Source organism: Marivita sp. S2033 (assembly GCF_046592965.1).
In the GTDB taxonomy this organism is placed as follows: Bacteria; Pseudomonadota; Alphaproteobacteria; order Rhodobacterales; family Rhodobacteraceae; genus Marivita.
Genome location: NZ_JBISBV010000003.1, coordinates 100,418 through 125,426 on the forward strand (window position 1 = coordinate 100,418; position 25,009 = coordinate 125,426).

General features: G+C 61.4%; 20 protein-coding genes. 11 read left to right on the forward strand and 9 right to left on the reverse strand.

Features of this window, described 5'->3' with window-relative positions; genetic code table 11:
* Positions 1 to 41: 41 nt before the first annotated feature.
* From oppB to ACGKZZ_RS07265, 4 genes are read left to right on the forward strand one after another with little or no spacing between them, the layout of a single operon-like run.
* On the forward strand, positions 42 to 965 hold the full coding sequence (oppB, locus tag ACGKZZ_RS07250) for an oligopeptide ABC transporter permease OppB (RefSeq protein WP_411222841.1): 924 nt from the start codon (positions 42 to 44) through the stop codon (positions 963 to 965).
* Between the two features lie 10 nt (positions 966 to 975).
* A complete protein-coding gene (locus ACGKZZ_RS07255; RefSeq protein WP_411222842.1) occupies positions 976 to 1,902 on the forward strand; it encodes an ABC transporter permease subunit in 927 nt (308 codons plus the stop codon).
* Positions 1,903 to 1,906: 4 nt separating this feature from the next.
* The gene (locus ACGKZZ_RS07260) at positions 1,907 to 2,872 is read left to right on the forward strand and encodes an oligopeptide/dipeptide ABC transporter ATP-binding protein (RefSeq protein WP_411222843.1); all 966 of its coding nucleotides are present in this window, start codon (positions 1,907 to 1,909) and stop codon (positions 2,870 to 2,872) included.
* Positions 2,869 to 3,870 (forward strand): oligopeptide/dipeptide ABC transporter ATP-binding protein, encoded by a 1,002-nt coding sequence (locus tag ACGKZZ_RS07265; RefSeq protein WP_411222844.1) that lies wholly within the window; start codon positions 2,869 to 2,871, stop codon positions 3,868 to 3,870. The genes ACGKZZ_RS07260 and ACGKZZ_RS07265 overlap by 4 nt, the downstream gene beginning before the upstream one ends.
* Positions 3,871 to 3,927: 57 nt before the next feature.
* Here ACGKZZ_RS07265 and ACGKZZ_RS07270 read toward each other — a convergent pair whose 3' ends face one another.
* The 3 genes from ACGKZZ_RS07270 to speB form a co-directional block, all read right to left on the reverse strand.
* A complete protein-coding gene (locus ACGKZZ_RS07270) occupies positions 3,928 to 5,973 on the reverse strand; it encodes an ASKHA domain-containing protein (protein ID WP_411222845.1) in 2,046 nt (681 codons plus the stop codon).
* Positions 5,974 to 6,105: 132 nt separating this feature from the next.
* Positions 6,106 to 7,251, reverse strand: coding sequence for a CaiB/BaiF CoA transferase family protein (locus tag ACGKZZ_RS07275; RefSeq protein ID WP_411222846.1), 1,146 nt, complete (start codon positions 7,249 to 7,251; stop codon positions 6,106 to 6,108).
* 126 nt (positions 7,252 to 7,377) lie between these two features.
* Positions 7,378 to 8,328 carry an agmatinase gene (gene speB, locus ACGKZZ_RS07280; protein ID WP_411222847.1) on the reverse strand — a complete coding sequence of 317 codons (951 nt, stop codon included), beginning with the start codon at positions 8,326 to 8,328 and terminating at the stop codon, positions 7,378 to 7,380.
* A 250-nt stretch (positions 8,329 to 8,578) separates the two neighbouring features.
* Between speB and guaB the strand changes: the two genes are divergently transcribed.
* The 3 genes from guaB (at position 8,579) to ACGKZZ_RS07295 (ending at position 13,603) form a co-directional block, all read left to right on the forward strand.
* Positions 8,579 to 10,027 (forward strand): IMP dehydrogenase, encoded by a 1,449-nt coding sequence (gene guaB / locus ACGKZZ_RS07285; RefSeq protein WP_411222848.1) that lies wholly within the window; start codon positions 8,579 to 8,581, stop codon positions 10,025 to 10,027.
* A gap of 3 nt (positions 10,028 to 10,030) precedes the next feature.
* Positions 10,031 to 11,200, forward strand: coding sequence for an RsmB/NOP family class I SAM-dependent RNA methyltransferase (locus tag ACGKZZ_RS07290; RefSeq protein WP_411222849.1), 1,170 nt, complete (start codon positions 10,031 to 10,033; stop codon positions 11,198 to 11,200).
* A 78-nt stretch (positions 11,201 to 11,278) separates the two neighbouring features.
* Positions 11,279 to 13,603, forward strand: coding sequence for an ATP-binding protein (locus ACGKZZ_RS07295; RefSeq protein WP_411222851.1), 2,325 nt, complete (start codon positions 11,279 to 11,281; stop codon positions 13,601 to 13,603).
* Positions 13,604 to 13,609: 6 nt separating this feature from the next.
* Here ACGKZZ_RS07295 and ACGKZZ_RS07300 read toward each other — a convergent pair whose 3' ends face one another.
* Positions 13,610 to 14,215: a gamma-glutamyl kinase gene (locus ACGKZZ_RS07300; protein ID WP_411222852.1), complete on the reverse strand. Its 606-nt coding sequence runs from the start codon at positions 14,213 to 14,215 to the stop codon at positions 13,610 to 13,612.
* A gap of 176 nt (positions 14,216 to 14,391) precedes the next feature.
* Between ACGKZZ_RS07300 and recA the strand changes: the two genes are divergently transcribed.
* From recA to ACGKZZ_RS07315, 3 genes are all read left to right on the forward strand, one after another.
* Positions 14,392 to 15,468, forward strand: coding sequence for a recombinase RecA (recA, locus tag ACGKZZ_RS07305; protein ID WP_411222853.1), 1,077 nt, complete (start codon positions 14,392 to 14,394; stop codon positions 15,466 to 15,468).
* A gap of 180 nt (positions 15,469 to 15,648) precedes the next feature.
* The gene (alaS, locus tag ACGKZZ_RS07310; RefSeq protein ID WP_411222854.1) at positions 15,649 to 18,327 is read left to right on the forward strand and encodes an alanine--tRNA ligase; all 2,679 of its coding nucleotides are present in this window, start codon (positions 15,649 to 15,651) and stop codon (positions 18,325 to 18,327) included.
* Between the two features lie 3 nt (positions 18,328 to 18,330).
* Positions 18,331 to 18,618 (forward strand): DUF1330 domain-containing protein, encoded by a 288-nt coding sequence (locus ACGKZZ_RS07315; RefSeq protein ID WP_411222855.1) that lies wholly within the window; start codon positions 18,331 to 18,333, stop codon positions 18,616 to 18,618.
* A 45-nt stretch (positions 18,619 to 18,663) separates the two neighbouring features.
* Here ACGKZZ_RS07315 and typA read toward each other — a convergent pair whose 3' ends face one another.
* The gene (gene typA / locus ACGKZZ_RS07320; protein WP_411222856.1) at positions 18,664 to 20,484 is read right to left on the reverse strand and encodes a translational GTPase TypA; all 1,821 of its coding nucleotides are present in this window, start codon (positions 20,482 to 20,484) and stop codon (positions 18,664 to 18,666) included.
* A 330-nt stretch (positions 20,485 to 20,814) separates the two neighbouring features.
* Between typA and ACGKZZ_RS07325 the strand changes: the two genes are divergently transcribed.
* Entirely contained in the window at positions 20,815 to 21,396 is a 582-nt protein-coding gene (locus ACGKZZ_RS07325; RefSeq protein WP_411222858.1) for an outer membrane protein, read from the forward strand.
* A gap of 64 nt (positions 21,397 to 21,460) precedes the next feature.
* Here the strand turns inward: ACGKZZ_RS07325 and ACGKZZ_RS07330 are convergent, their stop codons facing one another.
* From ACGKZZ_RS07330 to ACGKZZ_RS07345, 4 genes are all read right to left on the reverse strand, one after another.
* Entirely contained in the window at positions 21,461 to 21,790 is a 330-nt protein-coding gene (locus ACGKZZ_RS07330; protein WP_411222859.1) for a DMT family transporter, read from the reverse strand.
* A 97-nt stretch (positions 21,791 to 21,887) separates the two neighbouring features.
* Positions 21,888 to 22,508, reverse strand: coding sequence for a YitT family protein (locus ACGKZZ_RS07335; RefSeq protein ID WP_411222860.1), 621 nt, complete (start codon positions 22,506 to 22,508; stop codon positions 21,888 to 21,890).
* 7 nt (positions 22,509 to 22,515) lie between these two features.
* Entirely contained in the window at positions 22,516 to 23,730 is a 1,215-nt protein-coding gene (locus ACGKZZ_RS07340; protein ID WP_411222861.1) for an NADP-dependent isocitrate dehydrogenase, read from the reverse strand.
* A gap of 31 nt (positions 23,731 to 23,761) precedes the next feature.
* Positions 23,762 to 24,982: an MFS transporter gene (locus tag ACGKZZ_RS07345; RefSeq protein WP_411222862.1), complete on the reverse strand. Its 1,221-nt coding sequence runs from the start codon at positions 24,980 to 24,982 to the stop codon at positions 23,762 to 23,764.
* Positions 24,983 to 25,009: the final 27 nt, after the last annotated feature.

Here is a 25,009-nt window from a genome sequence, read left to right on the forward strand (position 1 = left end):
ATAGGCCGCCCTCTCGCACCCTGGTTTCGGAAGGATCGCATTTGACCGCTTTCATTCTCAAACGGCTGGCCATTGCCGTGCCGACGATCCTGCTGCTGATCGTCTTTTCCTTCCTGCTGATGGAGGCCGCACCGGGCAGCCCGTTCGCCACCGAACGCGGCGTGCCGCCTGCGGTTCTGGCGAATCTTGAGGCGAAGTACGGCCTCGACAAGCCGCTGTTGCAGCGCATGGCCATCTACATCTGGGATGTCGTGGTTCATTTCGATTTCGGCCCCAGCTTCAAATTCAAGGACCGCACGGTCAACGATCTGATCGCGCAGGGCTTTCCGGTCACGCTGACCTATGGCTTCTGGTCTTTCGTCGTCGCGGTTGCCGTTGGCGGCACTTTGGGCGTGCTGGCGGCGGTGTTTCACAATTCGTGGCTCGACTACCTTGCCGTCGGCGTCAGCATCGGCGCGCAGGTCTTGCCGAACTTCGTCATGGCGCCGATCCTCGTTCTGATCTTCACGCTCTGGCTGGGCTGGCTGCCGGGCGGAGGCTGGCGCGGCGGGCAGATCGAGTATCTGATCCTGCCGGTGATCGCGCTCTCGACCTCCTATATGGCCAGCATCGCGCGGATCACGCGTTCGTCCATGCTCGAAGTGCTCAATGCCGGGTTCATCCGCACCGCGCGGGCCAAGGGGCTGCCGATGCGCCGTGTGATCCTGCGCCACGCGCTCAAGCCCGCGATGCTTCCGGTGATCTCCTATCTGGGGCCGGCCTTCGTCGGCATGATCACCGGCTCGGTCCTGATCGATGTGTTCTTCTCCACCGGCGGGATCGGGCAGTTCTTCGTCAACTCGGCGTTGGCGCGCGATTACTCGGTGATCATGGGGATCACCATCCTGATCGGGACGCTGACGGTTCTGTTCAACCTTGTGGTCGATGTGATTTATGCATGGATCGACCCGAAAATCCGGTACTGAGGGGATGGCGATGCTTGCAGGACGCCCGGCAGTCGAAGCCGCCGAACAGGCCAGCCACATGGAGCCGGTCAAGGGCCGGTCGCTCTGGCAGGATGCGCGGGTGCGGTTCTTCCACAACAAGGCCGCCGTGGCGAGCATGGTGGTGCTTGTGCTCGTGGGGCTGTTCGCTGCCTTTGGCCAGTTCGCGACCCCCTGGAGCAACGAGGAAATCGACTGGGCCATGCTGGGCTCGATCCCCGATGTGGGTGGTCCGTCCTGGGAGAACCGGCACTATTTCGGCGTCGATGAATCGGGCCGCGATCTTTACGCGCGGGTGGTGCAGGGCACGCGGATCTCGCTCATGGTGGGCATTGTCGGCGCGCTGATCTCGGTTGTCGTGGGCACCGCTTGGGGCGCAGTTGCAGGTTATGTCGGCGGGCGCACCGATACGGTGATGATGCGGATCGTCGATCTGATGATGTCGATCCCCTACATGTTCGTTCTGATCCTTCTGCTCGTGGTGTTCGAGCGCTCCATCGTGATGCTGTTCATCGGCATCGGCCTGATCTCGTGGCTCGACATGGCGCGGATCGTGCGCGGGCAGACGCTCAGCATCAAGAACAAGGAATTCGTCGAGGCCGCCATCGCCACCGGAGTGAGCACGCCGCGCATCATCGCGCGTCATATCGTGCCGAACCTTTTGGGGGTGGTGATCGTCTATGCGACGCTGCTGGTGCCGCAGATGATCATCTTTGAATCCTTCATCAGCTTCCTTGGCCTTGGCGTGCAGGAACCCAGCACCAGCTGGGGCGCGCTGATCAACATGGGCGCGGACAACATGCGCAACCAGACACCTTGGATGCTTGGCTTCCCGCTGGCCTTCTTCGTCGTATCGCTGTTTGCATTTTTCTTCATTGGAGACGGGTTGCGCGACGCGCTCGATCCGAAGGATCGGTAAATTTATGGCTTTGCTGGAAGTAGAAAACCTCGCGGTGTCGTTCCGCACCGCGGATGGTATCGTCAATGCGGTCAACGGGTTGTCGATGTCGATCGAAGCGGGCGAGACGCTGGCCATCGTCGGAGAATCCGGATCGGGCAAAAGCCAGACCGCCTTTGCCGTGATGGGCCTTCTGGCGCGCAACGGGACGGCCACCGGGTCGGTGCGCCTTGACGGAACCGAACTTCTGGGACTGTCGCAATCGGCGCTGAACAAGGTGCGCGCCGAGCAGGTGGCGATGATCTTTCAGGACCCGATGACCTCGCTCAACCCCTACCTGCGGGTGGGCGATCAGATGGCCGAAGTGCTGACATTGCACAAAGGGCTCAGCAAGCGTGCCGCTCTCAAGGAGTGTGTCGCGATGCTGGAAGCGGTGCGCATTCCCGATGCCGCAGGGCGGCTGAGCATGTATCCGCACGAATTCTCTGGCGGGATGCGGCAGCGCATCATGATTGCCATGGCCTTGCTGTGCCGCCCGCGTCTGCTGATCGCGGATGAACCGACAACCGCGCTGGACGTGACCGTGCAGGCGCAGATTATGGAATTGCTGGCCGAGGTGCGCCGCGAATTCGGCACCGCGATGATCCTGATCACACACGACCTTGGCATCGTCGCCGATACCTGCGCGCGCACCGTGGTGATGTATGGCGGTCGGGTGATGGAGCAGGGGGCAACGACGGATCTGTTCGCCAACCCGAGCCATCCCTACACGCTGGGTCTGCTCAAGGCGGTGCCGCGGCTTGACGTCGATCAGGACGAATTGGAAACGATCCCCGGCGATCCGCCGGATATGTCGCGCCTGCCCAAGGGGTGCCCGTTCACGCCGCGCTGCGCATTCCGGCTGGACCAGTGCGGCGACGTGCAGCCCGACCTGCTGCCCTACCGCGATGTTCTGCGCGCCTGTCACGCTGACCCTGAGGTGGTGAAATGACCCTGCTGAAAGTCCGCGATCTGGACGTGACCTTCGACGTGACCCCGCGCGGGGCGTGGCCCTGGACAAAACCCGGCAAGCTGCAAGCGGTCAACGGGATGAATTTCGACCTGTCCGAAGGTCAGACGCTGGGCGTCGTCGGCGAATCCGGGTCGGGCAAATCCACATTGGCGCGCGCCATCGTCGGCACCGTGCAGGCAACCGGCGGCGAGATTCTGTGGAACGGGACCGACCTGCGCACGATGTCGGCACGCGACCGGCGCGCGCACCGGCGCGAGGTGCAGATGATCTTTCAGGATCCCCTCGCCGCGCTCAATCCGCGCATGACAGTCGGCGAGATCATCGCCGAGCCGCTGACGACGCACCAGCCCGACGTCTCCAAAAAGAAGGCCCGCGAAAAGGCCGGCGAGATGATGGAGCGGGTGGGGCTCCTGCCCAACCTTCTCAACCGCTATCCGCATGAATTTTCCGGTGGCCAGTGTCAGCGCATCGGCATCGCCCGCGCGCTGATCCTCAATCCCAAACTGGTGATCTGCGACGAGCCGGTCAGCGCGCTCGACGTGTCCGTGCAGGCGCAGGTGGTCAACCTGCTCAAGCGGTTGCAGCGCGAAATGGGGCTGTCGATGATTTTCATCGCGCATGACCTGAGCGTGGTGAAACATATCAGCGACCGCACATTGGTGATGTATCTGGGCCGTCAGATGGAACAGGCCGATGCCCGCGAACTGGTGCGTGGTCCGCGCCATCCCTATACGCAGGCGCTGATTTCCTCGGTGCCGATCCCCGATCCGGTCCGCGAAGCGGCGCGTCAGCGTCCGGTGCTCGAAGGCGAGTTGCCCTCACCGCTCGATCCGCCGTCAGGATGCGTTTTCCGCACCCGCTGCCCCAAGGCCCAACCCGATTGCGCCGTAAACCGTCCGCCGTTGGAAGAGGCAGAGCCCGGCCATCTGGTGGCATGCCCGTATCAGGAAGTGATGTCACCCCTCGTGACCGCCTGACGGGCGTCAGAGATCAAGACTGCACCACCAAAGCGCAGAATGGATCGGCGGCGCAGTTCACGCCCGTTTGCGCCTCCGTTTGCGGCCACCCTCGACCTCGCCCTTGGTGTTGAAGCTGACATGGGGCAGGGAGACGATGCTGTTGAGTTCGGGGAACGGATCGGTGGCGTGGGGGATCGCGTTGGCGTTGACGAAATGTTCCTGAAACTTCGGCGCGATTGCGGTTTCGACCTTGGTGATCTCGCGCACGGTGCGTTCGATCTCGGCCCGCGCGGCAAGGTTGCAGAGCGCGATGCGCGCGCCGGTGCCTGCGGCGTTGCCCGCACTGGTGACCTTGTCGAGCGGCGCATCGGGGATCATGCCAAGCACCATCGCGTGTTTGGGGCTGATATGGGCACCAAAGGCACCGGCCAGGACGACGCGGTCCACCTTGTCGACGCCCATCTCGTCCATCAACAGCCGCGCACCCGCGTAAAGCGCTGATTTGGCGAGCTGAATGGCGCGGATGTCGCCTTGGGTCACGGTGATCCGCGGGCCGCCCTGATCGGTGGCGTCATGGATCAGGTAGGCGTTGGTGCGCCCTTCGGCCACGCAACGCTCGGTGCCGGTTTGCGCGGCGCTTCCGATCAGACCGGAGGAATCGAGCAAACCCGCGATGCGCAGTTCGGCCACGGCCTCGATGATACCCGAGCCGCAGATGCCGGTGATGCCGGTCGCCTCGACCTCTTGCCAGAAGCCGTCTTCGTCGGACCATTTGTCATTGCCGATCACCCGGAAGCGCGGCTCTTTGGTGGCCGGATTAATCCGGATCGCATCAATGGCACCGGGCGCGGCGCGCTGGCCCGCGCTGATCTGGGCGCCCTCAAATGCGGGTCCGGTCGGGGAGGAACAGGCGAGCACGCGGGTGGTATTGCCCAGCAGGATTTCGGCATTGGTGCCGACGTCGACCACCAGCACCAGATCTTCGGATTTCCCCGGCTGCTCGGACAGAGCAACGGCGGCGGCGTCAGCGCCGACATGGCCCGCGATGCAGGGCAGAATATAGACCTGCGATGCCTCGGGCAGGGTGCTCAGGTCGAGGTCGCGGGCACTCAGGTTCAGGTGTTCGGACGTGGCGAGCGCAAACGGTGCCTGACCCAGCTCGACAGGGTCGATGCCCAGCAGCAAATGGTGCATCACCGGATTGCATACCAGCACCGTCTCCAGAATGACATCGGTGTCGACGCCCGCGTCGGCGGCAATCTCGCTGACCAGCGTGTTGATGGCCTCGCGCACGGCGCTGGTCATCTCGACATCGCCACCGGGGTTCATCATCGAATAGCTGACCCGGCTCATCAGGTCTTCGCCAAAGCGGATTTGCGGGTTCATGATGCCCGACGAGGCGATCACCTCGCCGGTGTCAAGGCTTGTCAGATGCGCGGCGATGGTGGTCGAGCCAAGGTCGATCGCCAAACCGAAAAGCGTGCGCTCCAGCAGACCCGGCCATGCGCCGATCAAGTGGGGAGTGGCGTCCTTGTCGGTCTTGTGAAGCGCGACGGTAATGCTCCAGTCGCCCTTGCGCAGAATGGTTTGCAGACGGGTCAACACCGGGAAATCGCAGGTGATTGCCGGAATGTCCCATTGCTCGGCAAGCGCACGCGCGATGCGCTCCAGATCGCCGGTCGGGATATGCATGTCGGGTTCTGCGACCTCGATATAGTAAAGCCGTGTCGCGGCATCCATTTCGATGACGCGGGCGCTGGCGGCCTTGCGCACCACCTGCCTGTGCACCTGGCTTTCGGGCGGGACGTCGATCACGATGTCGCCCTGAACCTGCGCCTGACAACCCAGACGGCGGCCCGGTCTCAATCCACGCTTTTCGTCATAGCGCGCCTCGACGCTGTTCCACTCGGACAGCGCGCCGTCGCGGGCGGTGACCCCGTGTTTGGAGAATTCGCCGTATGACGGGGTGATCTGGCATTTCGAGCAGATCCCACGCCCACCACAGACGCTGTCGAGGTCGACACCCAACTGGCGCGCCGCGGTCAGCACCGGCGTTCCGACCGGGAAACGCCCCCTCTTTCCCGAGGGGGTGAACACGACGAGCGGATCTGAATCGGACATGGGAATCCCTTTTTGTATATCTGCCGGGATCATAGGCAGACGCGCCGCAGGAAAAAGGTGAATTACGTCATAATGATTATGTGCAGCGGCACGGATGGCTCGCGCGGTCGTCTAACACCGCGCACAATGGCATCATTCCTCAAGCCAGCGCAGAATTTCGCCCCGGTTGCCGTCCAGATCCGGCGCGGCGCGGCGTGTGGTTGCATCGGGAATGCCTGACATCTTGATCGGGTTGCCTGCCGCCTTGAACGCAGCCCGCCCGTTCCGGTCCAGCACATCCACCACCATGTTGCGCGCCAGAATTTGAGGATCGCGCATCGCCTGATCAACATTCTGGATCGGCCCGCTTGGTAGCCCGGCGGCGCCCAGTTTGGCGATCCAGTAAGCGCAGGTGTTGTCAATCGTCACCGCCTCGATCAGCCGTTTGAGCAGGCGCACATTGTCGACGCGCGCCGGATTGGTTGCAAAGCGCGGATCGTCGGCCAGTGGCAGGTTCAATGCCACGCAGAGCTTTTCAAACAGAACATCATTGCCCGCCGCGATGACAAACCGGCCGTCGGCAGCCTGAAACGCCTCGAATGGTGCGATGGTCGGATGGCGTGTTCCGCCCGGCGCGGGCGGCGTGCCGGTGACCGAGGTGATGGCGATGGCAGTTTCGAGCAGTGCAAGCTGAGCGTCGAGCATCGAAATGTCGATCTTACGCCCCTTTCCGGTATGGTGACGGTCCAACAGCGCGGCAAGAATGCCTTGGCTCAGATACAACGCCGCCGCAAGATCGCCGACCGATGCCCCGGTGCGCACCGGAGCCCCCCCGACATGACCAGTGATCGACATCAGCCCGCCCCGGGCCTGCGTCACCAGATCGTAAGAGGGCCGCTTGGCATCCGGCCCGGTATGGCCAAACCCGGAAACCGCACCGTAGATCAGGCGCGGGAACCGTGCGTGCAGGTCCGTCCAGCCGTAGCCCAGCCGCTCCACCGCACCAGGGCGGGAGGATTCAATCAAAACGTCGGCGCGCGCCAGAAGCCGCTCGAACACCGCGCGATCCGGTTCGGACTTCAGATCGAGCGCGATGGATGTCTTGCTGTGGTTGACCGCCGCGAAACAGGCCGATTTCCCGGCTTTGAACGGCGGCACGGAGCGCGATTCGTCGCCTGTGCCGGGGCGTTCGATCTTGATCACGCGGGCGCCGAGGTCGGCAAGCGTCATGGCGCTGAACGGCCCCGCCAACCCCTGTGACATTTCGAGGATCGTGATGCCCTTCAGGGGATGTGCCATGCGTGCTGCCTGTGCCTTCTTTTTTATGTGTAGTGAAAGCGTGCTTGGATGCGCGGTGCAAGCACGCTTTTGCAACCGAGACGAAATCGGCGGTTTTTCGAGCTTGCGACAGGGTGAATCAAAAACTCAGGCGCGCTGGGAGCGTGCGTGGAAGACAAAGCCGAGAAGATTCATCAGAAGTTGCGCGGCGAGGATCGACGTGGTCCCGGTGGGGTCATAATCCGGCGCGACCTCGACCAGATCAATGCCGACAATGTCGTGATCCTGCGCGACTTTCTGCAAGAGTTCGAGGATTTCGTAATAGAGAAACCCGCCATGGCTGGGCGTTCCCGTGCCCGGTGCGATGGAGGGGCAAAAGCCGTCGATATCGATGGTGATATAAACCGGCGCGCCAGCCGGGATGCGCGCTGCCACGGCGTCGGTTCCCAGCTTGCGGGTCTGGCGGACCGACAGGATGTCGGCGCCGAATGCGTGCGCTGCGTCATAGCCGTCGCGGGCGGTGGAACTGACATTGCGGATGCCGATCTGCGTCATTCCCGACACCCAGGCTTTTTCAGAGGCGCGCCGCATCGGGTTGCCATGCCCGTTGCGCACGCCGTGGCGTATATCGACGAAATCGAGATGGGCGTCGATTTGCACGATATGGAACGGCGCGTGTCCCTCGAACGCGTCGATGCAGGGAATATTGACGGAGTGATCGCCGCCGATCACCACCGGCAAGGCGCCCGCGTCCAATATCTTGCGAACGCCTGTCTTGATGTTGGCGTGGCTTTGCACGGTATCGGTGTGCACGATGTCGGCATCGCCGAGATCGACGATGGTCGTATCGGCCAGATAGGTCACGTCGTCTTCGTGGTCATAGGCTCCGGCGTGGCCGAAACTGAACAGGGTGGACGCATCGCGCACGCCGCGCGGGCCGAACCTCGCACCTGCACGCCATTGCGTGCCGGCATCGAATGGCGCGCCGAGGATCGCGACGTCGGCGTCAATCACTGTCCAGTCGGGTTGGTAAGGGCTGCGTGCAAAGGTGCAGATTCCGGTGAAAGGCAGGTCAAGGCGTCCGGTGGCGTGGGTCATTGCGTGCATCCATAGCTCAGTCAGGTTGCAGGCAGACTGGAGCAAGGCGGGTGTCTGGTAAAGCCTGCTCATGCTGAAGGCCGCGTGGATGGCAAGCGCCGGGGGTTTTCCACCCCCGGACCCCCGGAAGGTATTTCAGGCCCAAAGAAACCCCATGCGCCGCGCGATTGCGCGAAAAGGGGGTTTCCCTTGGCATCATTGGATGCAATAGGGACGTGCCTAACGATGCTGCCTAAGGAAAGGAATTCCGATGGAGATTCGCGAGGCTCTCACCTTTGATGATGTACTGCTGGTGCCCGGCGCCTCGGAGGTCCTGCCGTCCACGGCGGACACCCGCACCCGCGTGACGCGCCGGATCGCGCTCAACATCCCGCTCTTGAGTTCGGCGATGGACACGGTCACCGAGGGGCGCATGGCGATCAGCATGGCGCAAGCGGGTGGTATGGGGGTCATACACAAGAACCTCAGCGTCGAGGATCAGGCCCGCGAGGTGCGCCGCGTCAAACGGTTTGAATCGGGCATCGTCTTCAACCCGGTGACGCTGCGCGCCGATCAGACGCTGGCGGATGCCAAGGAATTGATCGACCGATATAATTTCACCGGTTTCCCGGTGGTCGACGACAAGGGCCGGGTGACCGGCATCGTCACCAACCGCGACATGCGCTTTGCCACATCCGACGACACGCCGGTCAGCGTGATGATGACGTCCGACAACCTTGCCATTCTGCGCGAGCCTGCGGATCGGCAGGAAGCGATCAGCCTGATGCGCGCGCGCCGGATAGAAAAGCTGCTTGTGGTGGATGGCGACAACCGGCTGACGGGACTTTTGACCCTGAAGGACACGCAACAGGCCGTGTTGAACCCGACCGCCTGCAAGGACGAGCTGGGGCGTCTGCGTGTTGCCGCCGCAACCTCCGTGGGCGATGCGGGGTTCGAGCGCACAGAGGCCTTGGTCGACGCCGGTGTCGACATCGTTGTGATCGACACCGCGCATGGCCACAGCGCTGGCGTGATCGCGGCGGTGAGCCGCGCCAAGGCGCTCTCGAATGAGGTGCAGGTGATCGCGGGGAACGTGGCAACCGGCGAGGCGACGCGCGCGCTCATCGATGCGGGCGCGGATGCGGTGAAGGTGGGGATCGGGCCGGGCTCGATCTGCACCACGCGGATGGTCGCAGGTGTGGGTGTGCCGCAACTGACTGCCGTCATGGATTGCGCGGCGGCTGCTGGTGACACGCCGGTGATTGCCGATGGCGGCATCAAGTTTTCCGGAGATTTTGCCAAGGCGATCGCAGCGGGCGCGTCATGCGCAATGGTCGGCAGCATGATCGCCGGAACCGACGAAAGCCCCGGCGAGGTGATCCTCTATCAGGGCCGCAGCTTCAAAGCCTATCGCGGCATGGGGTCCATCGGCGCGATGGCGCGCGGATCGGCGGACCGTTATTTTCAGAAGGATGCCGCCAGCGACAAGCTGGTGCCCGAAGGGATCGAAGGACAGGTGCCTTACAAGGGGTCTGCGGGGGCGGTGATTCACCAACTCGTCGGCGGCTTGCGCGCCGCGATGGGCTATACCGGCTGCGCCACGATCGAGGACATGCGCGCCTATGCGAAATTTGTCAAAATCACCGGCGCCGGGTTGAAGGAAAGCCATGTACATGACGTTCAGATCACCCGCGAGTCGCCCAATTACCGTATCGGATAGGCCATGACCCCCGCTGCACGCTGGGCCGCCGCGGCCGAGATCATGGATCATGTCACCCAAGGCGAACCGGCCGAGAAGGCGCTAACGAACTGGGCACGCCGGTCGCGCTTTGCCGGCTCGAAAGACCGCGCTGCCGTGCGCGATCATGTGTTTGATATCCTGCGCTGCTGGCGAAGTGTTGCGGCGGTGGGTGGTGGCTCTGACGGTCGGCAATTGGTTCTGGGCCGCCTGCGCCAATTGGGCGTTGACCCGGACTCGATCTTTACCGGTGACGGCTACGCCATGCCGCCTCTCAGTGATATGGAGCGCGCCGCTGGCTCCGAGCCTGCCGGGGCTGAGGCCTGGGATATGCCGGATTGGCTTTACGATCTTGTTTTCAAAGATTTGGGCGACGAAGCTCATGCATATGCTAAAGCATTGCGGCATCGCGCATCGGTTTTTTTGCGGGTGAACACCGCGAAAACCGATCGTGACGCCGCGCAACGCGCCCTAGCGGATGCCGGAATCGACACCGCGGTCCATCCTCTTTCGCAGACAGCGTTGGAAGTGCTTGATGGTGCGCGCCGCGTCGCGCAAAGCGCGCCCTATCTTGACGGGCGTGTCGAGTTGCAGGATGTCGCCAGTCAAGCGGTGATCGATGCTTTGGACATCACGCCCGACATGCGCGTCCTGGATTTCTGCGCCGGTGGCGGTGGCAAGACGTTGGCGATGGCCGCGCGGTTGAACACCGTGGTCGAGGCGCACGACACCGATCCGCGCCGCATGTCCGACCTGCCGGCGCGCGCCGACCGTGCGGACGCGCAAGTGGAGCGCATCGACTCGCCCAAGGGGCCCTATGACCTTGTTCTGTGCGACGTTCCTTGCTCGGGAAGCGGCGCGTGGCGGCGCGCACCGGAAGGCAAGTGGCGTTTGACCTCGGAAGGCTTGTCATCGGTCTGTGAGGTGCAGGCCGACATTCTGGACCACGCTGCTAACCTGGTCGGGACTGGCGGAACGCTGGCCTATGTTACCTGCTCTGTGCTGAATTGCGAGAATGAAGACCAGATCGGCAAATTTTTGCGCCGAAATACGGCTTGGCACTGTATTAGACAGCAGCGGTTTCACCCGAATGAAGGCGGCGACGGCTTTTTCGTCTCTATCTTGACGCGCGGAAAAAACGAAAATACAACCTGAGGGTGTTTCAGCTTTAAGTATCGCTTAATTCTCTTGCGGTCATATGGCGGGAACGAGATGTCCCCGAGGGCCGCATTGATGATTCTTTCAAACCGCTCAACGCATGCGTCGCAGCGGCTATACTCCGCAAAAATCCTGCTTGCCGTGTTTTCGGCAGGGTGTCTGATCGTCGGCTTTGCGGCACCGTACCCGGCTGTGAAGTCAGGGTTCTACGCCGCAAGCCTCGCCTTCGGCATCGCCGTCCTGTTTGTGCTCGTGACCGCCTTTTGGCGCAACCGACAGCAGAAGAAAGCGTTTTCCCATATCGCTTTGTTGGTCGAGCATGATGTAGCGGCTTGCGTTCTGGCGGATCTGGACGGGTGCATCCTGCGCGCCAATCTTGCAGCGGGAAAGACGTTTCGCGCGATGCCGGGGCAGTCCTTGCGCGCAACGCTTGATGCGCAGGCTGCCGATGCGGCGGGGCTTCTGCACCGCGTTCAAAGCGCGGCGCTCGAAGACGGTATTGCTTCGGAAAATGTGGTCTTGCCCGATAGCCACATGCGGGTTTGCGCGCATCAGGTCGGGCCCAATGCCTTGCTGTGGCGGCTGGAATTGTTCGAGGGGCGAGGCGCGGACAGCTCCGGCAAGGTGTCCTACCCCACGCTTACCCTGGGGCGGAGCGGGACCGTGCTATGGATGAACGAGGCGGCACGCACGCTCGCTGGCGGACGGGTGCGGCGGATCGACGATCTGATCGACGATACACCGTTACGACCCGGTGACGTTCATCAAGTCGGCGCGCACGGATCGGCGCGCGATTTTGTCGTCAATATTCAACAGGCTGGTTTGGGGCGTGAAGAGGTGGTTCTAGTGCCCTCCGCCGGACCCAGCAGTTGCCCTGCCGAAAACACAGGGTTCGAAGCGTTGCCCGTGCCGCTGCTGAAGTTGTCGCCGCAAGGCCGGATCGAAGTGGCCAACCGGTCCGCTCGCGAATTGTTGCGGTTCGATCAGAATGATGTTCCGGCACTGCCGGATGTCATGGAAGGTTTGGGTCGGTCAATTCCCGACTGGCTTGGCGATGCTGCGTCAGGAAAAGGGCTGGGACGGTCGGAATTCCTGCGACTCACTCGCTCGGACCGCGAGGTGTTCGTTCAGGTGACGCTCACACGGGTGGTAGAGCGCGGCCGGACATTTCTGGTGGCAGTTTTGAATGACGCCACCGAGTTGAAGAGCCTCGAGGCGCAATTTGTGCAAAGTCAAAAGATGCAGGCCATCGGCCAGCTAGCTGGAGGCGTGGCGCATGATTTCAACAATCTTCTGACCGCAATTTCGGGCCATTGTGATCTGCTGCTTTTGCGCCACGACCAAGGGGATCCCGAATATGGCGATCTGATCCAGATACACCAGAACGCCAACCGCGCGGCAGGGCTCGTTGGTCAATTGTTGGCGTTTTCGCGCAAACAGACGCTGCGGCCCGAACGGCTCGACCTGCGCGACACGTTGTCCGATCTCACGCATCTGTTGAACCGGCTGGTTGGGGAAAAGGTGGTGCTCGAACTTCGCCAGAACCCGGTGCTGCCCTCGATCCGCGCGGATAAACGCCAGTTGGAGCAAGTCATCATGAACCTCGTCGTCAACGCCCGTGACGCGATGGCCGATGGCGGGACGATCCTGATCGAAACCGATGAACACATGCTTGATGCGCCATTGCAAAACGGTCGTGCCAAGGTGCCAGAGGGCGACTACGTGGTTGTGCGTGTACAGGACGAGGGCACAGGCATCCCTTCTGACAAATTGGAAAAGGTGTTCGAGCCGTTCTTCACCACCAAGCGAACCGGCGAGGGCACCGGGCTTGGCCTGTCGACGGTATATGGCATCGTCAAACAGACGGGAGGGTATATTTTCGTCGACAGCGCGCCGGGCAAGGGCAGCGTGTTTACGTTGATGTTCCCCATTTGCGACGATCCGGTGACGGAAATCCCGACCGTGCCGGAACGACCCGTCCCGCAGACGGCCGGCTTTGGCGACGGCGTGGTCCTGCTTGTCGAGGACGAGGCACCGGTGCGTGCCTTTGCCTCCCGCGCGTTGGCGCATCGCGGCTTCAAGGTGATCGAGGCTGCAAGCGCCGAAGATGCGCTTGAACTGCTCAAAGACGAGGATTTGAAGGTGGACGTTTTTGTCACCGACGTGGTCATGCCAGGGCTCGACGGGCCGAGCTGGGTCCGCAAGGCGCGGGCGAAACGGCCCGACGTGCCGGTGGTGTTCATGTCGGGCTACGCGGAAGACGTGTTCAAATCTCAAGGTGCGCGGATCGAATCCTCGGCATTCATTGCAAAACCGTTCTCGCTCACCGATCTGACGGCGATCGTTAATCAGCAACTCGTCACCCCGGACACACACGCCACAGCGTCACCGGCAGAATGATGTGCGTCAGGGTCGACCTGGCGCAATCCGATCCCAAAGATCGAAATCCGCTGCGCGATATCTGCGCACCAGTTCTTCGGTTTCGGCGGAAACCTGCAAGTCGCGCTTTGGCGAGACGTTGATCGGGACAATTTCCGGTAGCACCCCGAGTTTCGATTGCAGGAATGTTTGCAGCGCTGCCTGCTCTTCATACCGAAAAAGGTGCGTGACTTTGATGCCGTTCGGCCGAGCTTCCACGAATTTCGATTGCGCACCGACATTGGCAAACGCGGGGGGCGCGTCCTGACAGGCGGCGTGCAGGAATTGGTCGAAAGTCACGTCTCGTGTCGATGTGGGCTGTCCGGTCAGGTTTTCGCGCTGTCGATAGCGATACCAGCTTCCCAACCATGAAAGCGGCTCGCGAATGACGGCAGCCAGTTCGAGATCATCGCCGCCCATCTTGTCGAACATCGGTCTGAAGAACCGGTTGTAGCGGTAGAGCGGCGCGTGTTTCAGTTCTGGTGGATCATTCACCACCATCGACGCGCGCGGAGCCAGTGCGCGCATATAGGCCTGGGTTCCGGTCTTGGGCACCGATAGCAGCACAAGCCGTTCTTTCCAGAACACCAACATTCACGCCCCCCACGTTTTCAGTGTCCATAAACCACTCCTTAATCATTCCACGCAACAGTCGTTATCAGAATTAAGTTGATTTGTTCTTGTTTTGATCTCATATACGAAAAGAACAAGAGGCGAACAAAAGCAGCAATTGCCGCCCGTGACCGGGTGTGGAATAAGGATCAAAAGCAATGGCAACGGCAGATCTCCTGACTATGGACAGCAAGCGCGACGCGAACAAACAGAAAGCCCTCGATTCTGCCCTGGCGCAGATCGAACGCCAGTTCGGCAAAGGGTCGATCATGAAACTGGGTGGCGAAAATGCGATCCGCGACATCGAGTCGACATCGACCGGATCGCTGGGCCTTGATATCGCGCTTGGCATCGGCGGCCTGCCGAAGGGCCGCATCATCGAAATCTATGGCCCCGAAAGCTCCGGCAAGACGACGCTTACGTTGCATGTCGTTGCGGAAGAACAGAAAAAAGGCGGCGTTTGCGCCTTTGTGGATGCCGAGCACGCGCTTGATCCGCAATATGCCAAGAAACTGGGCGTCGATCTGGACGAACTGCTGATTTCGCAGCCCGACACCGGTGAACAAGCTCTTGAGATTGTGGACACATTGGTCCGCTCCGGAGCCGTTAACCTGGTCGTCGTCGATTCGGTCGCGGCGCTTACGCCGAAATCCGAACTCGAAGGCGATATGGGCGACAGCAGCGTCGGCGTTCATGCCCGACTGATGAGCCAGGCGATGCGCAAACTGACCGGTTCGATCTCGCGGTCCAACTGCATGGTCATATTCATCAACCAGATCCGGATGAAGATCGGCGTCATGTTCGGGTCTCCCGAAACCACGACCGGCGGCAACGCGTTGAAATTCTACAGTTCGGTGCGGCTCGATATTCGCCGTATCGGCGCGATCAAGGATCGCGATGAAGTGGTCGGCAATGCCACGCGCGTGAAAGTGGTGAAAAACAAGGTGGCGCCGCCGTTCAAGCAGGTCGAATTCGACATCATGTATGGTGAAGGTATCTCGAAAATGGGAGAACTCATCGATCTGGGCGTCAAAGCCGGTGTGGTTGAAAAATCCGGCGCCTGGTATTCCTATGGCGACGAACGCATCGGGCAGGGCCGCGAGAACGCCAAGACGTTCTTGCGCGAGAACAAGCGCGTGGCCCTTGATATCGAAGACAAGATCCGCGCCGCGCATGGTTTAGAATTCGACATGAGTGCCGAAAAAGACGGCGACGACGATATCGTCGAATCCTGACGAAACGCAGACGGCGACTGCAGAAATGCCCCGGATCGGGACGTCGATCTGAGAATACTCGGGAACAGGGCAGCCGACGGGCGGCCCTGTTTCCGTTATGGGGCCGCAATCCGGTAGACAGCGCTGGGGCCAAACGATATTCGAAACCGAACCCAAAATACCCGCAGGTCAGGTCTTGTCATGCCAACGCTGAACGATATTCGCTCCACTTTTCTGAACTACTTCGAAAAGCAGGATCATGAAGTGGTGCCATCAAGCCCGTTGGTGCCGCGCAACGATCCCACGCTGATGTTCGTCAATTCGGGCATGGTGCAGTTCAAGAACCTGTTCACCGGGGTCGAACACCGCGACTATCAGCGCGCCGCGACTGCGCAGAAATGCGTGCGCGCGGGGGGCAAGCACAATGACCTCGACAATGTGGGCTACACCGCGCGCCACCACACGTTTTTCGAAATGCTCGGCAATTTTAGTTTCGGTGATTACTTCAAATCCGAGGCGATTCCGTACGCATGGGAACTGCTCACCAAGGAATTCGACATTCCCAAAGACCGGTTGCTGGTCACGGTGTACCACACCGACGACGAGGCGGCGGAGATCTGGAAGAAAGTGGCCGGCTTGCCGGACGACCGGATCATACGGATCGCCACGAACGACAATTTCTGGATGATGGGCCCGACAGGACCATGCGGACCATGTACCGAGATTTTCTTTGACCACGGCGACAAGTATTGGGGCGGCCCTCCGGGAACGCCCGAGGAGGATGGCGACCGGTTTGTTGAAATCTGGAATCTGGTTTTCATGCAGTACCAGCAATTCGAGGACGGGACCCGCACCGAATTGTCGGCGCAATCCATCGACACCGGCATGGGGATCGAGCGGGTGGCGGCGCTTCTTCAGGGCACCAACGACAATTACGCCACCGATCTCATGCGCTCTCTGATCGAAGCCAGCGCCGATGTGTCCTCGACCTATCCGGATGGACCGGGCAAGACGCATCACAGGGTGATCGCGGACCACCTGCGCTCGACATCGTTCCTGATCGCGGATGGCGTGATGCCAAGCAATGACGGGCGCGGTTATGTCCTGCGCCGGATCATGCGGCGCGCGATGCGGCATGCGCATCTGTTGGGCGCGCAAGATCCGATGATGTATAAACTTGTGCCGGCTTTGGTGCGCCAGATGGGTGCAGCCTATCCCGAACTGGGCCGCGCGCAGCCGCTCATCGAAGAGACATTGCGGCTTGAGGAGACACGTTTTAAGCAGACGCTGGATCGCGGGTTGAAACTGCTTGATGACGAACTGGGCGGCTTGCCCGAGGATGCGCCGCTTCCCGGTGCGGCGGCGTTCAAGCTTTACGACACTTACGGGTTTCCGCTCGATCTCACGCAGGATGCGTTGCGCGAAAAAGGTCGCAACGTTGACACGGCAGGTTTCGACACTGCCATGGCCGATCAAAAGGCCAAGGCGCGTGCGGCTTGGTCCGGTTCTGGTGAAGCGGCAGACGCGGCGATCTGGTTTGATCTGGCCGAGACACATGGCGCCACCGATTTTCTGGGCTATGACACCGAAACAGCCGAGGGTCAGATTCTGGCGCTCATCAAGGACGGCGCGGAGGTGAACTCTCTCTCGACGGGCGAAAGCGGCTGGGTCGTGTTGAACCAGACGCCGTTTTATGGCGAAGCGGGGGGGCAGGTGGGTGACACCGGCTGGCTGCGCCGATTGGCCAACGAAGACGATCAGGCCGAAGTGACGGATACGCATCGGATGGGCGGAGGCAAGGTGTTTGCCCATCACGTCACCATCCAAGGCGGCACCTTCGGCAAGAACGACGCGGTGCAACTTGAGGTCGATCATCGCCGCCGCACCTCGATCCGCGCCAACCACTCTGCGACCCACCTGTTGCACGAAGCGTTGCGCCGCGCGCTTGGGGATCATGTGGTGCAGCGCGGCTCGTTGAACGCGCCGGATCGGCTGCGGTTCGATTTCAGCCACGGCAAGGCGTTGACGCTGGAGGAATTGAATCAGGTCGAGGCCGAGGTCAACGACTATATCCGCCAGAACGCGACGGTCGATACCCGCATCATGACTCCCGATGACGCGCGCAACATTGGCGCGCAGGCGCTGTTTGGTGAGAAATACGGCGACGAGGTTCGTGTCGTGTCGATGGGCAAGCGGTCGGGTTCGGGCAAGGGTGGAACCGGCGACACCTATTCGCTGGAACTGTGCGGCGGCACCCATGTCGCGCGCACCGGAGATATCGGCGTGTTCGTCACGATGGGCGACAGCGCGTCGAGCGCGGGCGTGCGTCGGATCGAAGCCCTGACGGGCGCGGAGGCGTTCGCGTATCTGTCGCAGCAGGATCATCGTCTGGCCGAAACGGCGCTGGAATTGAAGGCGCAGGCCGCCGATGTTCCGGCGCGGGTGCGCGCGTTGCTGGACGAGCGCAAGGCACTCTCCAACGAGGTTGCGCAACTGCGCCGCGAATTAGCGATGTCGGGCGGCGCCGGGCAGACGGGCGGCGCTGAGTCGCGCGAGATCAATGGCGTCAAGTTCATGGCGCAGGTGCTCTCGGGTGTGTCGGGAAAGGATTTGCCACCTCTGATCGACGCGCACAAATCGCAGTTGGGCTCGGGCGCGGTGCTGTTGATCGCGGATACCGGCGGCAAAGCGGCTGTTGCGGCAGGCGTCACGCCGGATTTGACGGCGACGCTATCGGCGGTTGATCTGGTCAAAGCCGCCGTGGCAGAGTTGGGCGGCAAGGGCGGCGGTGGCCGTCCGGACATGGCGCAGGGCGGCGGCGCGTCGGCAGAGAATGCTCAATCCGCCATCAAGGCCGCCGAAGCTGTTTTGGGAGGATAAGTCATGCCCGCACTCTGGATTGCGCACGTTACCGTGACCGACGCCGAGGCATATGCCAAATACGCCGAGCTTGCCGGACCGGCGATTGCCAAGCATGGCGGGCATTTCATTGCCCGCGGCGGTCGTTACAAACAACTGGAAGGTCAGGAACGGCCGCGCAATGTGGTGGCCCAATTCCCGTCGCTGGAGGCGGCCGAGACCTGCTACAACAGTCCTGAATACCAACAGGCGCTCGACCACGCGCGCGATGCGTCCCAGCGCGAATTGCTGATCGTCGAAACCTCTGAGTAACGTGGATGGGCCTTGAAACGCCCATCCGACGCTTTCCAGATTAGCTTATACCGATTTTGACATCCGCTTGCGCTCATGCGGATCAAGATAGCGCTTGCGCAGACGGATGGCGTTCGGCGTCACCTCGACCAGTTCGTCGTCGTTGATATAAGCGATCGCTTCTTCGAGCGACAAGGTGATGGGCGTGGTCAGGCGAACCGCGTCATCCGTTCCGGACGCGCGCACGTTTGTCAGCTTCTTGCCCTTCAGCGGGTTCACTTCGAGATCGTTTTCGCGGCTGTGTTCGCCGATGATCATGCCTGTGTAAATCGCCTCCTGCGCGCCGATGAACATGCGGCCCCGATCTTCGAGGTTCCAGAGGGCGTAGGCCACCGAGGTGCCGTTTTCCATCGAAATCAGAACGCCTGCGCGACGGCCCGGAATGGCACCCTTGTGCGGGGTCCAGCCGTGGAAGACCCGGTTGAGAACGCCGGTGCCACGGGTGTCGGTCAGGAATTCGCCGTGATAGCCGATCAGCCCGCGCGACGGGACATGCGCGATGATCCGCGTCTTTCCAGCGCCTGCGGGGCGCATCTCGACCAGTTCGCCTTTGCGCGAGCCTGTCAGTTTCTCGATCACAGCGCCGGAGTATTCGTCATCGACGTCGATCGTCGCTTCCTCAACCGGCTCGAGCATTTTGCCGTCATCGCCTTCCTTCATGATCACCTGCGGACGCGAGATCGACAATTCGAACCCCTCGCGGCGCATGTTTTCGATCAGAACGCCCATCTGCAATTCGCCGCGTCCCGACACCTCGAAGGCTTCGCCGCCCGGAGTGTCGTTGACCTTGATTGCAACGTTGGATTCCGCCTCTTTCATCAGACGGTCCCGGATCACGCGAGACTGTACTTTCTTGCCGTCCCGACCGGCCAGCGGGCTGTCGTTGATCCCGAAGGTCACGGTGATCGTGGGCGGGTCGATGGGCTGTGCTTCCAGCGGCTCATCAACCGCCAGCGCACAAATCGTGTCGGCCACGGTCGCCTTGGACATTCCGGCGAGGCTGACGATATCGCCCGCCAGTGCCTCGTCGATGTCTTGCGGACCAAGGCCGCGGAACGCCTGGATCTTGGTGACGCGGAACTGCTCGATCTTCTGGCCCACGCGGCTCAGCGCCTGCACGGTCTGGCCCACCTTGAGCCGTCCGGTTTCGACACGCCCCGTGAGAATGCGACCGACAAAAGGGTCCGATCCCAGTGTCACGGCCAACATGCGGAAATCCTCGTTCTGCTTCTTGACCTGCTTGGGCGGGGGGACGTGGTCGATCACCAGTTTGAACAGGGCATCGAGGTTCTCGCGCTTGCCGTTCAGATCGGTGTCGGCCCAGCCCGACCGGCCAGAGGCGTAGAGATGCGGGAAGTCGAGTTGGTCTTCGTTGGCATCTAGCGATGCGAAAAGATCGAAGCATTCGTCCAGCGCGCGGTCGGGCTCGGCGTCGGGTTTGTCCACCTTGTTGAGCACCACGATCGGACGCAGCCCAAGCGCCAGCGCCTTGGAGGTCACGAACTTGGTTTGCGGCATCGGCCCTTCGGCCGCATCGACCAGCAGCACCACGCCATCCACCATCGACAGGATCCGTTCCACTTCGCCACCGAAATCGGCGTGGCCGGGGGTGTCGACGATATTGATGCGCGTGCCTTTCCATTCGACCGATGTGGCCTTGGCCAGAATCGTGATGCCGCGCTCGCGCTCCAGATCGTTGCTGTCCATCGCCCGTTCGGCGACGGCCTGATTGGCGCGGAAGGCTCCGGATTGCTTGAGCAATTCGTCCACCAGTGTGGTCTTGCCGTGGTCAACGTGGGCGATAATCGCAATGTTGCGAAGGTCCATGAAATTCTATCTCGTGCTGGAATGATGTGGGCGGGGGTTACAAGCCTGCGTCTGAGAACACCAGCAAAAAAGGCGATGCTTTACAGATCGAAAAGCTGTCTCATAAATATCACCACTGCGGTATCACCTGCGCGTGATCGAAAACAGGCGGAAATTGACCTATTCGCACCCGTTTCCTAAGCAGGGAATGGCCGGAATTTCATCTTAATTCTCAAAGCCGTGTCCGGCCTCTTGAAACTTTCCGCTGCATACCGAAGTTAAGGCCAAGAGCGGGGCACATATTGTGTCGCGCTGCTTGAACGCGAAACAACCCCTGAGAAAGGACATCGCATGAAACGAATTCTATTGAGCACCGCGTTTGTCGCATCCGCCGCAACTGCAACCTATGCCGGCAGCGCCGACATGGCAGTGGTCGAGCCCGTCATTGCCCAGCCCGTAACTGTCGCGCCCGCGCAGATCGGTGGCAACTGGACTGGCGGCTACGGCGGTCTGAGCCTTGGCAAAGCCTGGGTCGAGGACGACAACTTTGACGACAGCGAAATGGTCTATGGCGTCCACGGCGGTTACGATTACGATTTCGGTAGCTTCGTCCTCGGTGGCGAACTCGACTACCAGACCGGTGAAGACCTCAACCTCGGTGCCGAAGATGTCGATGACGTTGTGCGCCTGAAGATGCGTGCCGGTTACGACCTTGACCGCACACTGGTTTACGGTGTTGTCGGTGCAGCGCAGCTGAACACAGACAACTTCGACGACACAGGTTGGGTTGCAGGCCTTGGTGCTGAATACCTCGTGACCGACAATGTCAGCCTCGGTGCGGAATATCTGTACCACCAGTTCGACGATTTCGACGACACTGGCAATGACATCGACGCCGACACGTTTTCGCTGCGGGCCAACTTCCGCTTCTAAGTTCGCGACCCTGTCGTAAGTCATCTAGCGCGCATCGCCCCGGCGGTGCGCGTTTTTCGTTCGCTCAGTGTGGCGTGGTGTTGGAAAAGAGATTGATCACCACGATGCCCGCGAGAATGAGCCCGATTCCCAAAATCGCGGCGATGTCGAGCTTTTGATTGAAGATCGCGGCCCCGATGATCGCGATAAAGACGATCCCCAGCCCCGACCAGAGCGCATAGGCGATGCCGACCGGAAAGGTCTTGAGCACAACCGACAGCAGATAAAATGCAGCCGCATAGGACACGACGACGATCACCGAAGGCAGCGGCCGCGAGAATTGCTGGCTTGCCTGTAGCGCCGTTGTGCCGATGGTTTCGGCCAGAACGGCGAGCATGAGTGTGACATAGGCCATGTGCGGCTCCTGAAGCGATGATGCGCACACTGGACCAAAGCGGCCACGGGGGCCAGCCCCCGCACCCCCGAAGTATTTTACAACCAGAGACGCTGTATCAGGACCGAGCGACGTAGCGGTCGCGGCGGTGGTTGATGGTGATGATCGTGTTCAGGATCGCCGCGCCGAACAGTGACCAGAGCACCGATGGCCACGGCAGCACGAACAACGCCAGCACGAAGACCAGCAGGTCAAATCCGAGTTGGACATGCCCCGCCTTGATCCCTCGTGTGTCCTGCAACCAGAGCGCCACGATCCCGACGCCGCCCAATGTCGCGCCGTGACGAAACAGCAGCAAAAGCCCGACGCCCGTGACCATGCCCGCCAGCGCCGCGCCCATGCCAGGATGCAGCGAATTGATCGTCAGCGCGAGGGGCATCAGCTCGGAGATGACGGACATCAGCGCGACGGCGGCAAAGGTCTTGATCGTGAATTGCCAGCCCATCTGGATCACACCGAGAATGTAGAACGGCAGGTTCAGCACGAAAAAGATTGCGCCGAACGACCAGGGGGTGGCGTAGGCCCCCAGCAGAGACAGACCCGCGATCTGGCCGGTGAGCAGGTTGGAGGCCGTGAGGAACTGCACCCCAAGCGCCACCAGTGTCGCGCCGACGAGGATGGCTTGCGCATCTTCGATCAGGGTGTGCCGGTCGGTTGTCGGGTCGCTGAGAACAATCATCGCGACGTCAGCCGGTCAGGGCCGCGTTGAGGCGCTGGTCGAGTTTTTCGAGGAATCCCATCGTGGTGAGCCAGCTTTGCTCCGGCCCGACCAGTAGCGCCAGATCCTTGGTCATGTAGCCGGCTTCTACCGTTTCCACGACCACCCGTTCGAGTGTTTCGGCAAAGGCGCGCAGGCTGATGTTCTCGTCGAGCTTCGCGCGGTGCTTGAGCGCGCCGGTCCAGGCGTAGATCGACGCGATCGAGTTGGTCGAAGTCTGCTCACCGGCCTGATGCTGGCGGTAGTGGCGCGTGACGGTCCCGTGAGCCGCTTCGGATTCGACGATCTTGCCGTCGGGCGTCATCAGTTGCGACGACATCATCCCCAATGAGCCAAAGCCCTGCGCCACGGTGTCCGATTGCACGTCGCCGTCGTAATTCTTGAGCGCCCAGACAAATCCGCCCGACCATTTGAGCGCCGAGGCGACCATGTCGTCGATCAGGCGATGCTGATATTCGATGCCCTTGGCCTCGAATTTCTCCCGGAACTCGGCTTCGTAGATGTCGTTGAAAATCTCCAGAAAGCGGCCGTCATACTGTTTGAGGATCGTGTTTTTTGTTGACAGGTACACCGGCCAGCCGAGGTTCAGGCCATAGTTGAACGACGCCCGCGCGAAGTCGGTGATGGAGGCGTCAAGATTGTACATCGACATGAACACGCCCGCCGAGGGGGCATCGAACACGTCACGCTCGATCACCGTGCCATCTTCGCCCTCGAACTTCATCGTCAGCTTGCCGGCGCGCGGGAATTTGAAATCGGTGGCCTTGTACTGATCGCCAAAAGCATGCCGTCCGACGACAATGGGCTTGGTCCAACCCGGCACGAGGCGCGGCACGTTGCGACAGATGATCGGCTGGCGGAAGATCACGCCGCCTAAAATATTGCGGATCGTTCCGTTCGGGCTGCGCCACATCTCCTTCAGGCCGAACTCTTCGACCCGCGCTTCATCGGGCGTGATCGTCGCGCACTTGACCGCAACGCCGACCTCTTTGGTTTTCTCGGCCGCTTCGACCGTGACCTGATCGTTGGTGCGGTCGCGTTCCTCAATGCCCAGATCATAGTACAGAAGATCAATGTCGAGATAGGGCAGGATCAGCTTTGTCTTGATGAAGTCCCAGATGATCCGGGTCATTTCATCGCCGTCCATTTCGACGATCGGGTTATCGACTTTGATTTTCGTCATGATCCATCCTTGTCTTGAACGTGCGGTGCAGTCAGGTGGCCAGTCTGGAGTCGGCCCGCACCATGAAGCGCATCAACACCAATCCTGCCGCAGCTTGCAAGAAAATGGCAATCGCCAATGGCACCGGCGTGCCGTCAAACATCAAGCCCGCAGGTGCGGCAAATGCGACGCCGACAACGGTTGCCACCGATCCGACGACGCTTGCCGCCATGCCCGCGATATGGCCCATCGGTTCTTGCGAGATCGCGTTGAGGTTGCCCAAGGTCATGCCTGCCTGAAAGAAGATCGAGATCTGCCAGAGGATGAAGGCGCCGAAGAACAAATCGTTTGAAATGTGACCGGCAGAGGCGGCCACGCCGATGGCGACCATCAGTGCGGAAAACACCACCTGGGCGATCAACATGGAGCGCACCATGAACATCATGCCGAGCCGCACCACAAGCGTCGCATTGACCACCCCCGAGGTCGCGGCGACGAGGGCGATGCCGCCGAACCACAATGGAAAGCTGTCACCGCGCCCGAAGGTGATATCATAGATCTGCTGCACGCTCGACAACATGCCGAACAGCATCCCGAAACACAGGGCCTGCACCGCCATCGACAGCCGGACCACCGGATGCGCGAACATCTCGGCGACGGCACCCCGCAACGCGGCAAAGCGAAACGACCGACGCCGCTCGGGCGGCAGCGTTTCGGGCAGACGCAGCGCCAGCCAGAGCGCGGAAATGGCCGAAAAGACGACGAAGCCGTAGAACACTTCGCGCCACCCCGCCAGGTCGATCACGATGGAGCCCAGGAGCGGGGCAACCGCAGGGACGATGGTGAAAACGATCATGATGAAAGACAGGATCTGCGCCATTCCCCGCCCGGCATAGAGATCGCGCACCACAGCCATGGACACCACGCGCGGACCGGACGCGCCCGCACCCTGAACCACCCGCGCGATCAGCAAAACTTCCAGCGATTGCGCCCGCGATGCCACGAGCGCCGCGACGATATAGACAAAGGTGCCGCCCAACATGACTGTCTTGCGTCCGAACGTATCCGACAGCGGGCCGGTGACGAAGGTGCCCAGCCCCATGCCGAGCACAAAGCTGGTGAGGATCAGCTGCGCCTTGTTCAGATCGTCCGGGCTCAGTTCGGACCCGATCGCGGGCAGCGCGGGCAGCATTGCGTCGATCGACAACGCTACGGTCGCCGCGAGCATCGCCATCAGCGCGATAAATTCGGTGCGCGACATCGTGGTGGACATGGACTCTCCTGTGGCGGCTTGGGCGAG

Excerpts from the sequence above, each read along its gene's own strand:
- ACGKZZ_RS07340 (WP_411222861.1), bottom strand. The coding sequence starts at position 23,730 with ATGACGAAAATCAAAGTCGATAACCCGATCGTCGAAATGGACGGCGAT.
- ACGKZZ_RS07325 (WP_411222858.1), top strand. The coding sequence starts at position 20,815 with ATGAAACGAATTCTATTGAGCACCGCGTTTGTCGCATCCGCCGCAACT.
- ACGKZZ_RS07260 (WP_411222843.1), top strand. The coding sequence starts at position 1,907 with ATGGCTTTGCTGGAAGTAGAAAACCTCGCGGTGTCGTTCCGCACCGCG.
- ACGKZZ_RS07290 (WP_411222849.1), top strand. The coding sequence starts at position 10,031 with ATGACCCCCGCTGCACGCTGGGCCGCCGCGGCCGAGATCATGGATCAT.
- ACGKZZ_RS07270 (WP_411222845.1), bottom strand. The coding sequence starts at position 5,973 with ATGTCCGATTCAGATCCGCTCGTCGTGTTCACCCCCTCGGGAAAGAGG.
- ACGKZZ_RS07315 (WP_411222855.1), top strand. The coding sequence starts at position 18,331 with ATGCCCGCACTCTGGATTGCGCACGTTACCGTGACCGACGCCGAGGCA.
- recA (WP_411222853.1), top strand. The coding sequence starts at position 14,392 with ATGGCAACGGCAGATCTCCTGACTATGGACAGCAAGCGCGACGCGAAC.
- ACGKZZ_RS07295 (WP_411222851.1), top strand. The coding sequence starts at position 11,279 with ATGATTCTTTCAAACCGCTCAACGCATGCGTCGCAGCGGCTATACTCC.
- ACGKZZ_RS07255 (WP_411222842.1), top strand. The coding sequence starts at position 976 with ATGCTTGCAGGACGCCCGGCAGTCGAAGCCGCCGAACAGGCCAGCCAC.
- typA (WP_411222856.1), bottom strand. The coding sequence starts at position 20,484 with ATGGACCTTCGCAACATTGCGATTATCGCCCACGTTGACCACGGCAAG.
- guaB (WP_411222848.1), top strand. The coding sequence starts at position 8,579 with ATGGAGATTCGCGAGGCTCTCACCTTTGATGATGTACTGCTGGTGCCC.
- ACGKZZ_RS07345 (WP_411222862.1), bottom strand. The coding sequence starts at position 24,982 with ATGTCCACCACGATGTCGCGCACCGAATTTATCGCGCTGATGGCGATG.
- ACGKZZ_RS07275 (WP_411222846.1), bottom strand. The coding sequence starts at position 7,251 with ATGGCACATCCCCTGAAGGGCATCACGATCCTCGAAATGTCACAGGGG.
- ACGKZZ_RS07300 (WP_411222852.1), bottom strand. The coding sequence starts at position 14,215 with ATGTTGGTGTTCTGGAAAGAACGGCTTGTGCTGCTATCGGTGCCCAAG.
- ACGKZZ_RS07265 (WP_411222844.1), top strand. The coding sequence starts at position 2,869 with ATGACCCTGCTGAAAGTCCGCGATCTGGACGTGACCTTCGACGTGACC.
- speB (WP_411222847.1), bottom strand. The coding sequence starts at position 8,328 with ATGACCCACGCCACCGGACGCCTTGACCTGCCTTTCACCGGAATCTGC.
- alaS (WP_411222854.1), top strand. The coding sequence starts at position 15,649 with ATGCCAACGCTGAACGATATTCGCTCCACTTTTCTGAACTACTTCGAA.
- ACGKZZ_RS07335 (WP_411222860.1), bottom strand. The coding sequence starts at position 22,508 with ATGATTGTTCTCAGCGACCCGACAACCGACCGGCACACCCTGATCGAA.
- ACGKZZ_RS07330 (WP_411222859.1), bottom strand. The coding sequence starts at position 21,790 with ATGGCCTATGTCACACTCATGCTCGCCGTTCTGGCCGAAACCATCGGC.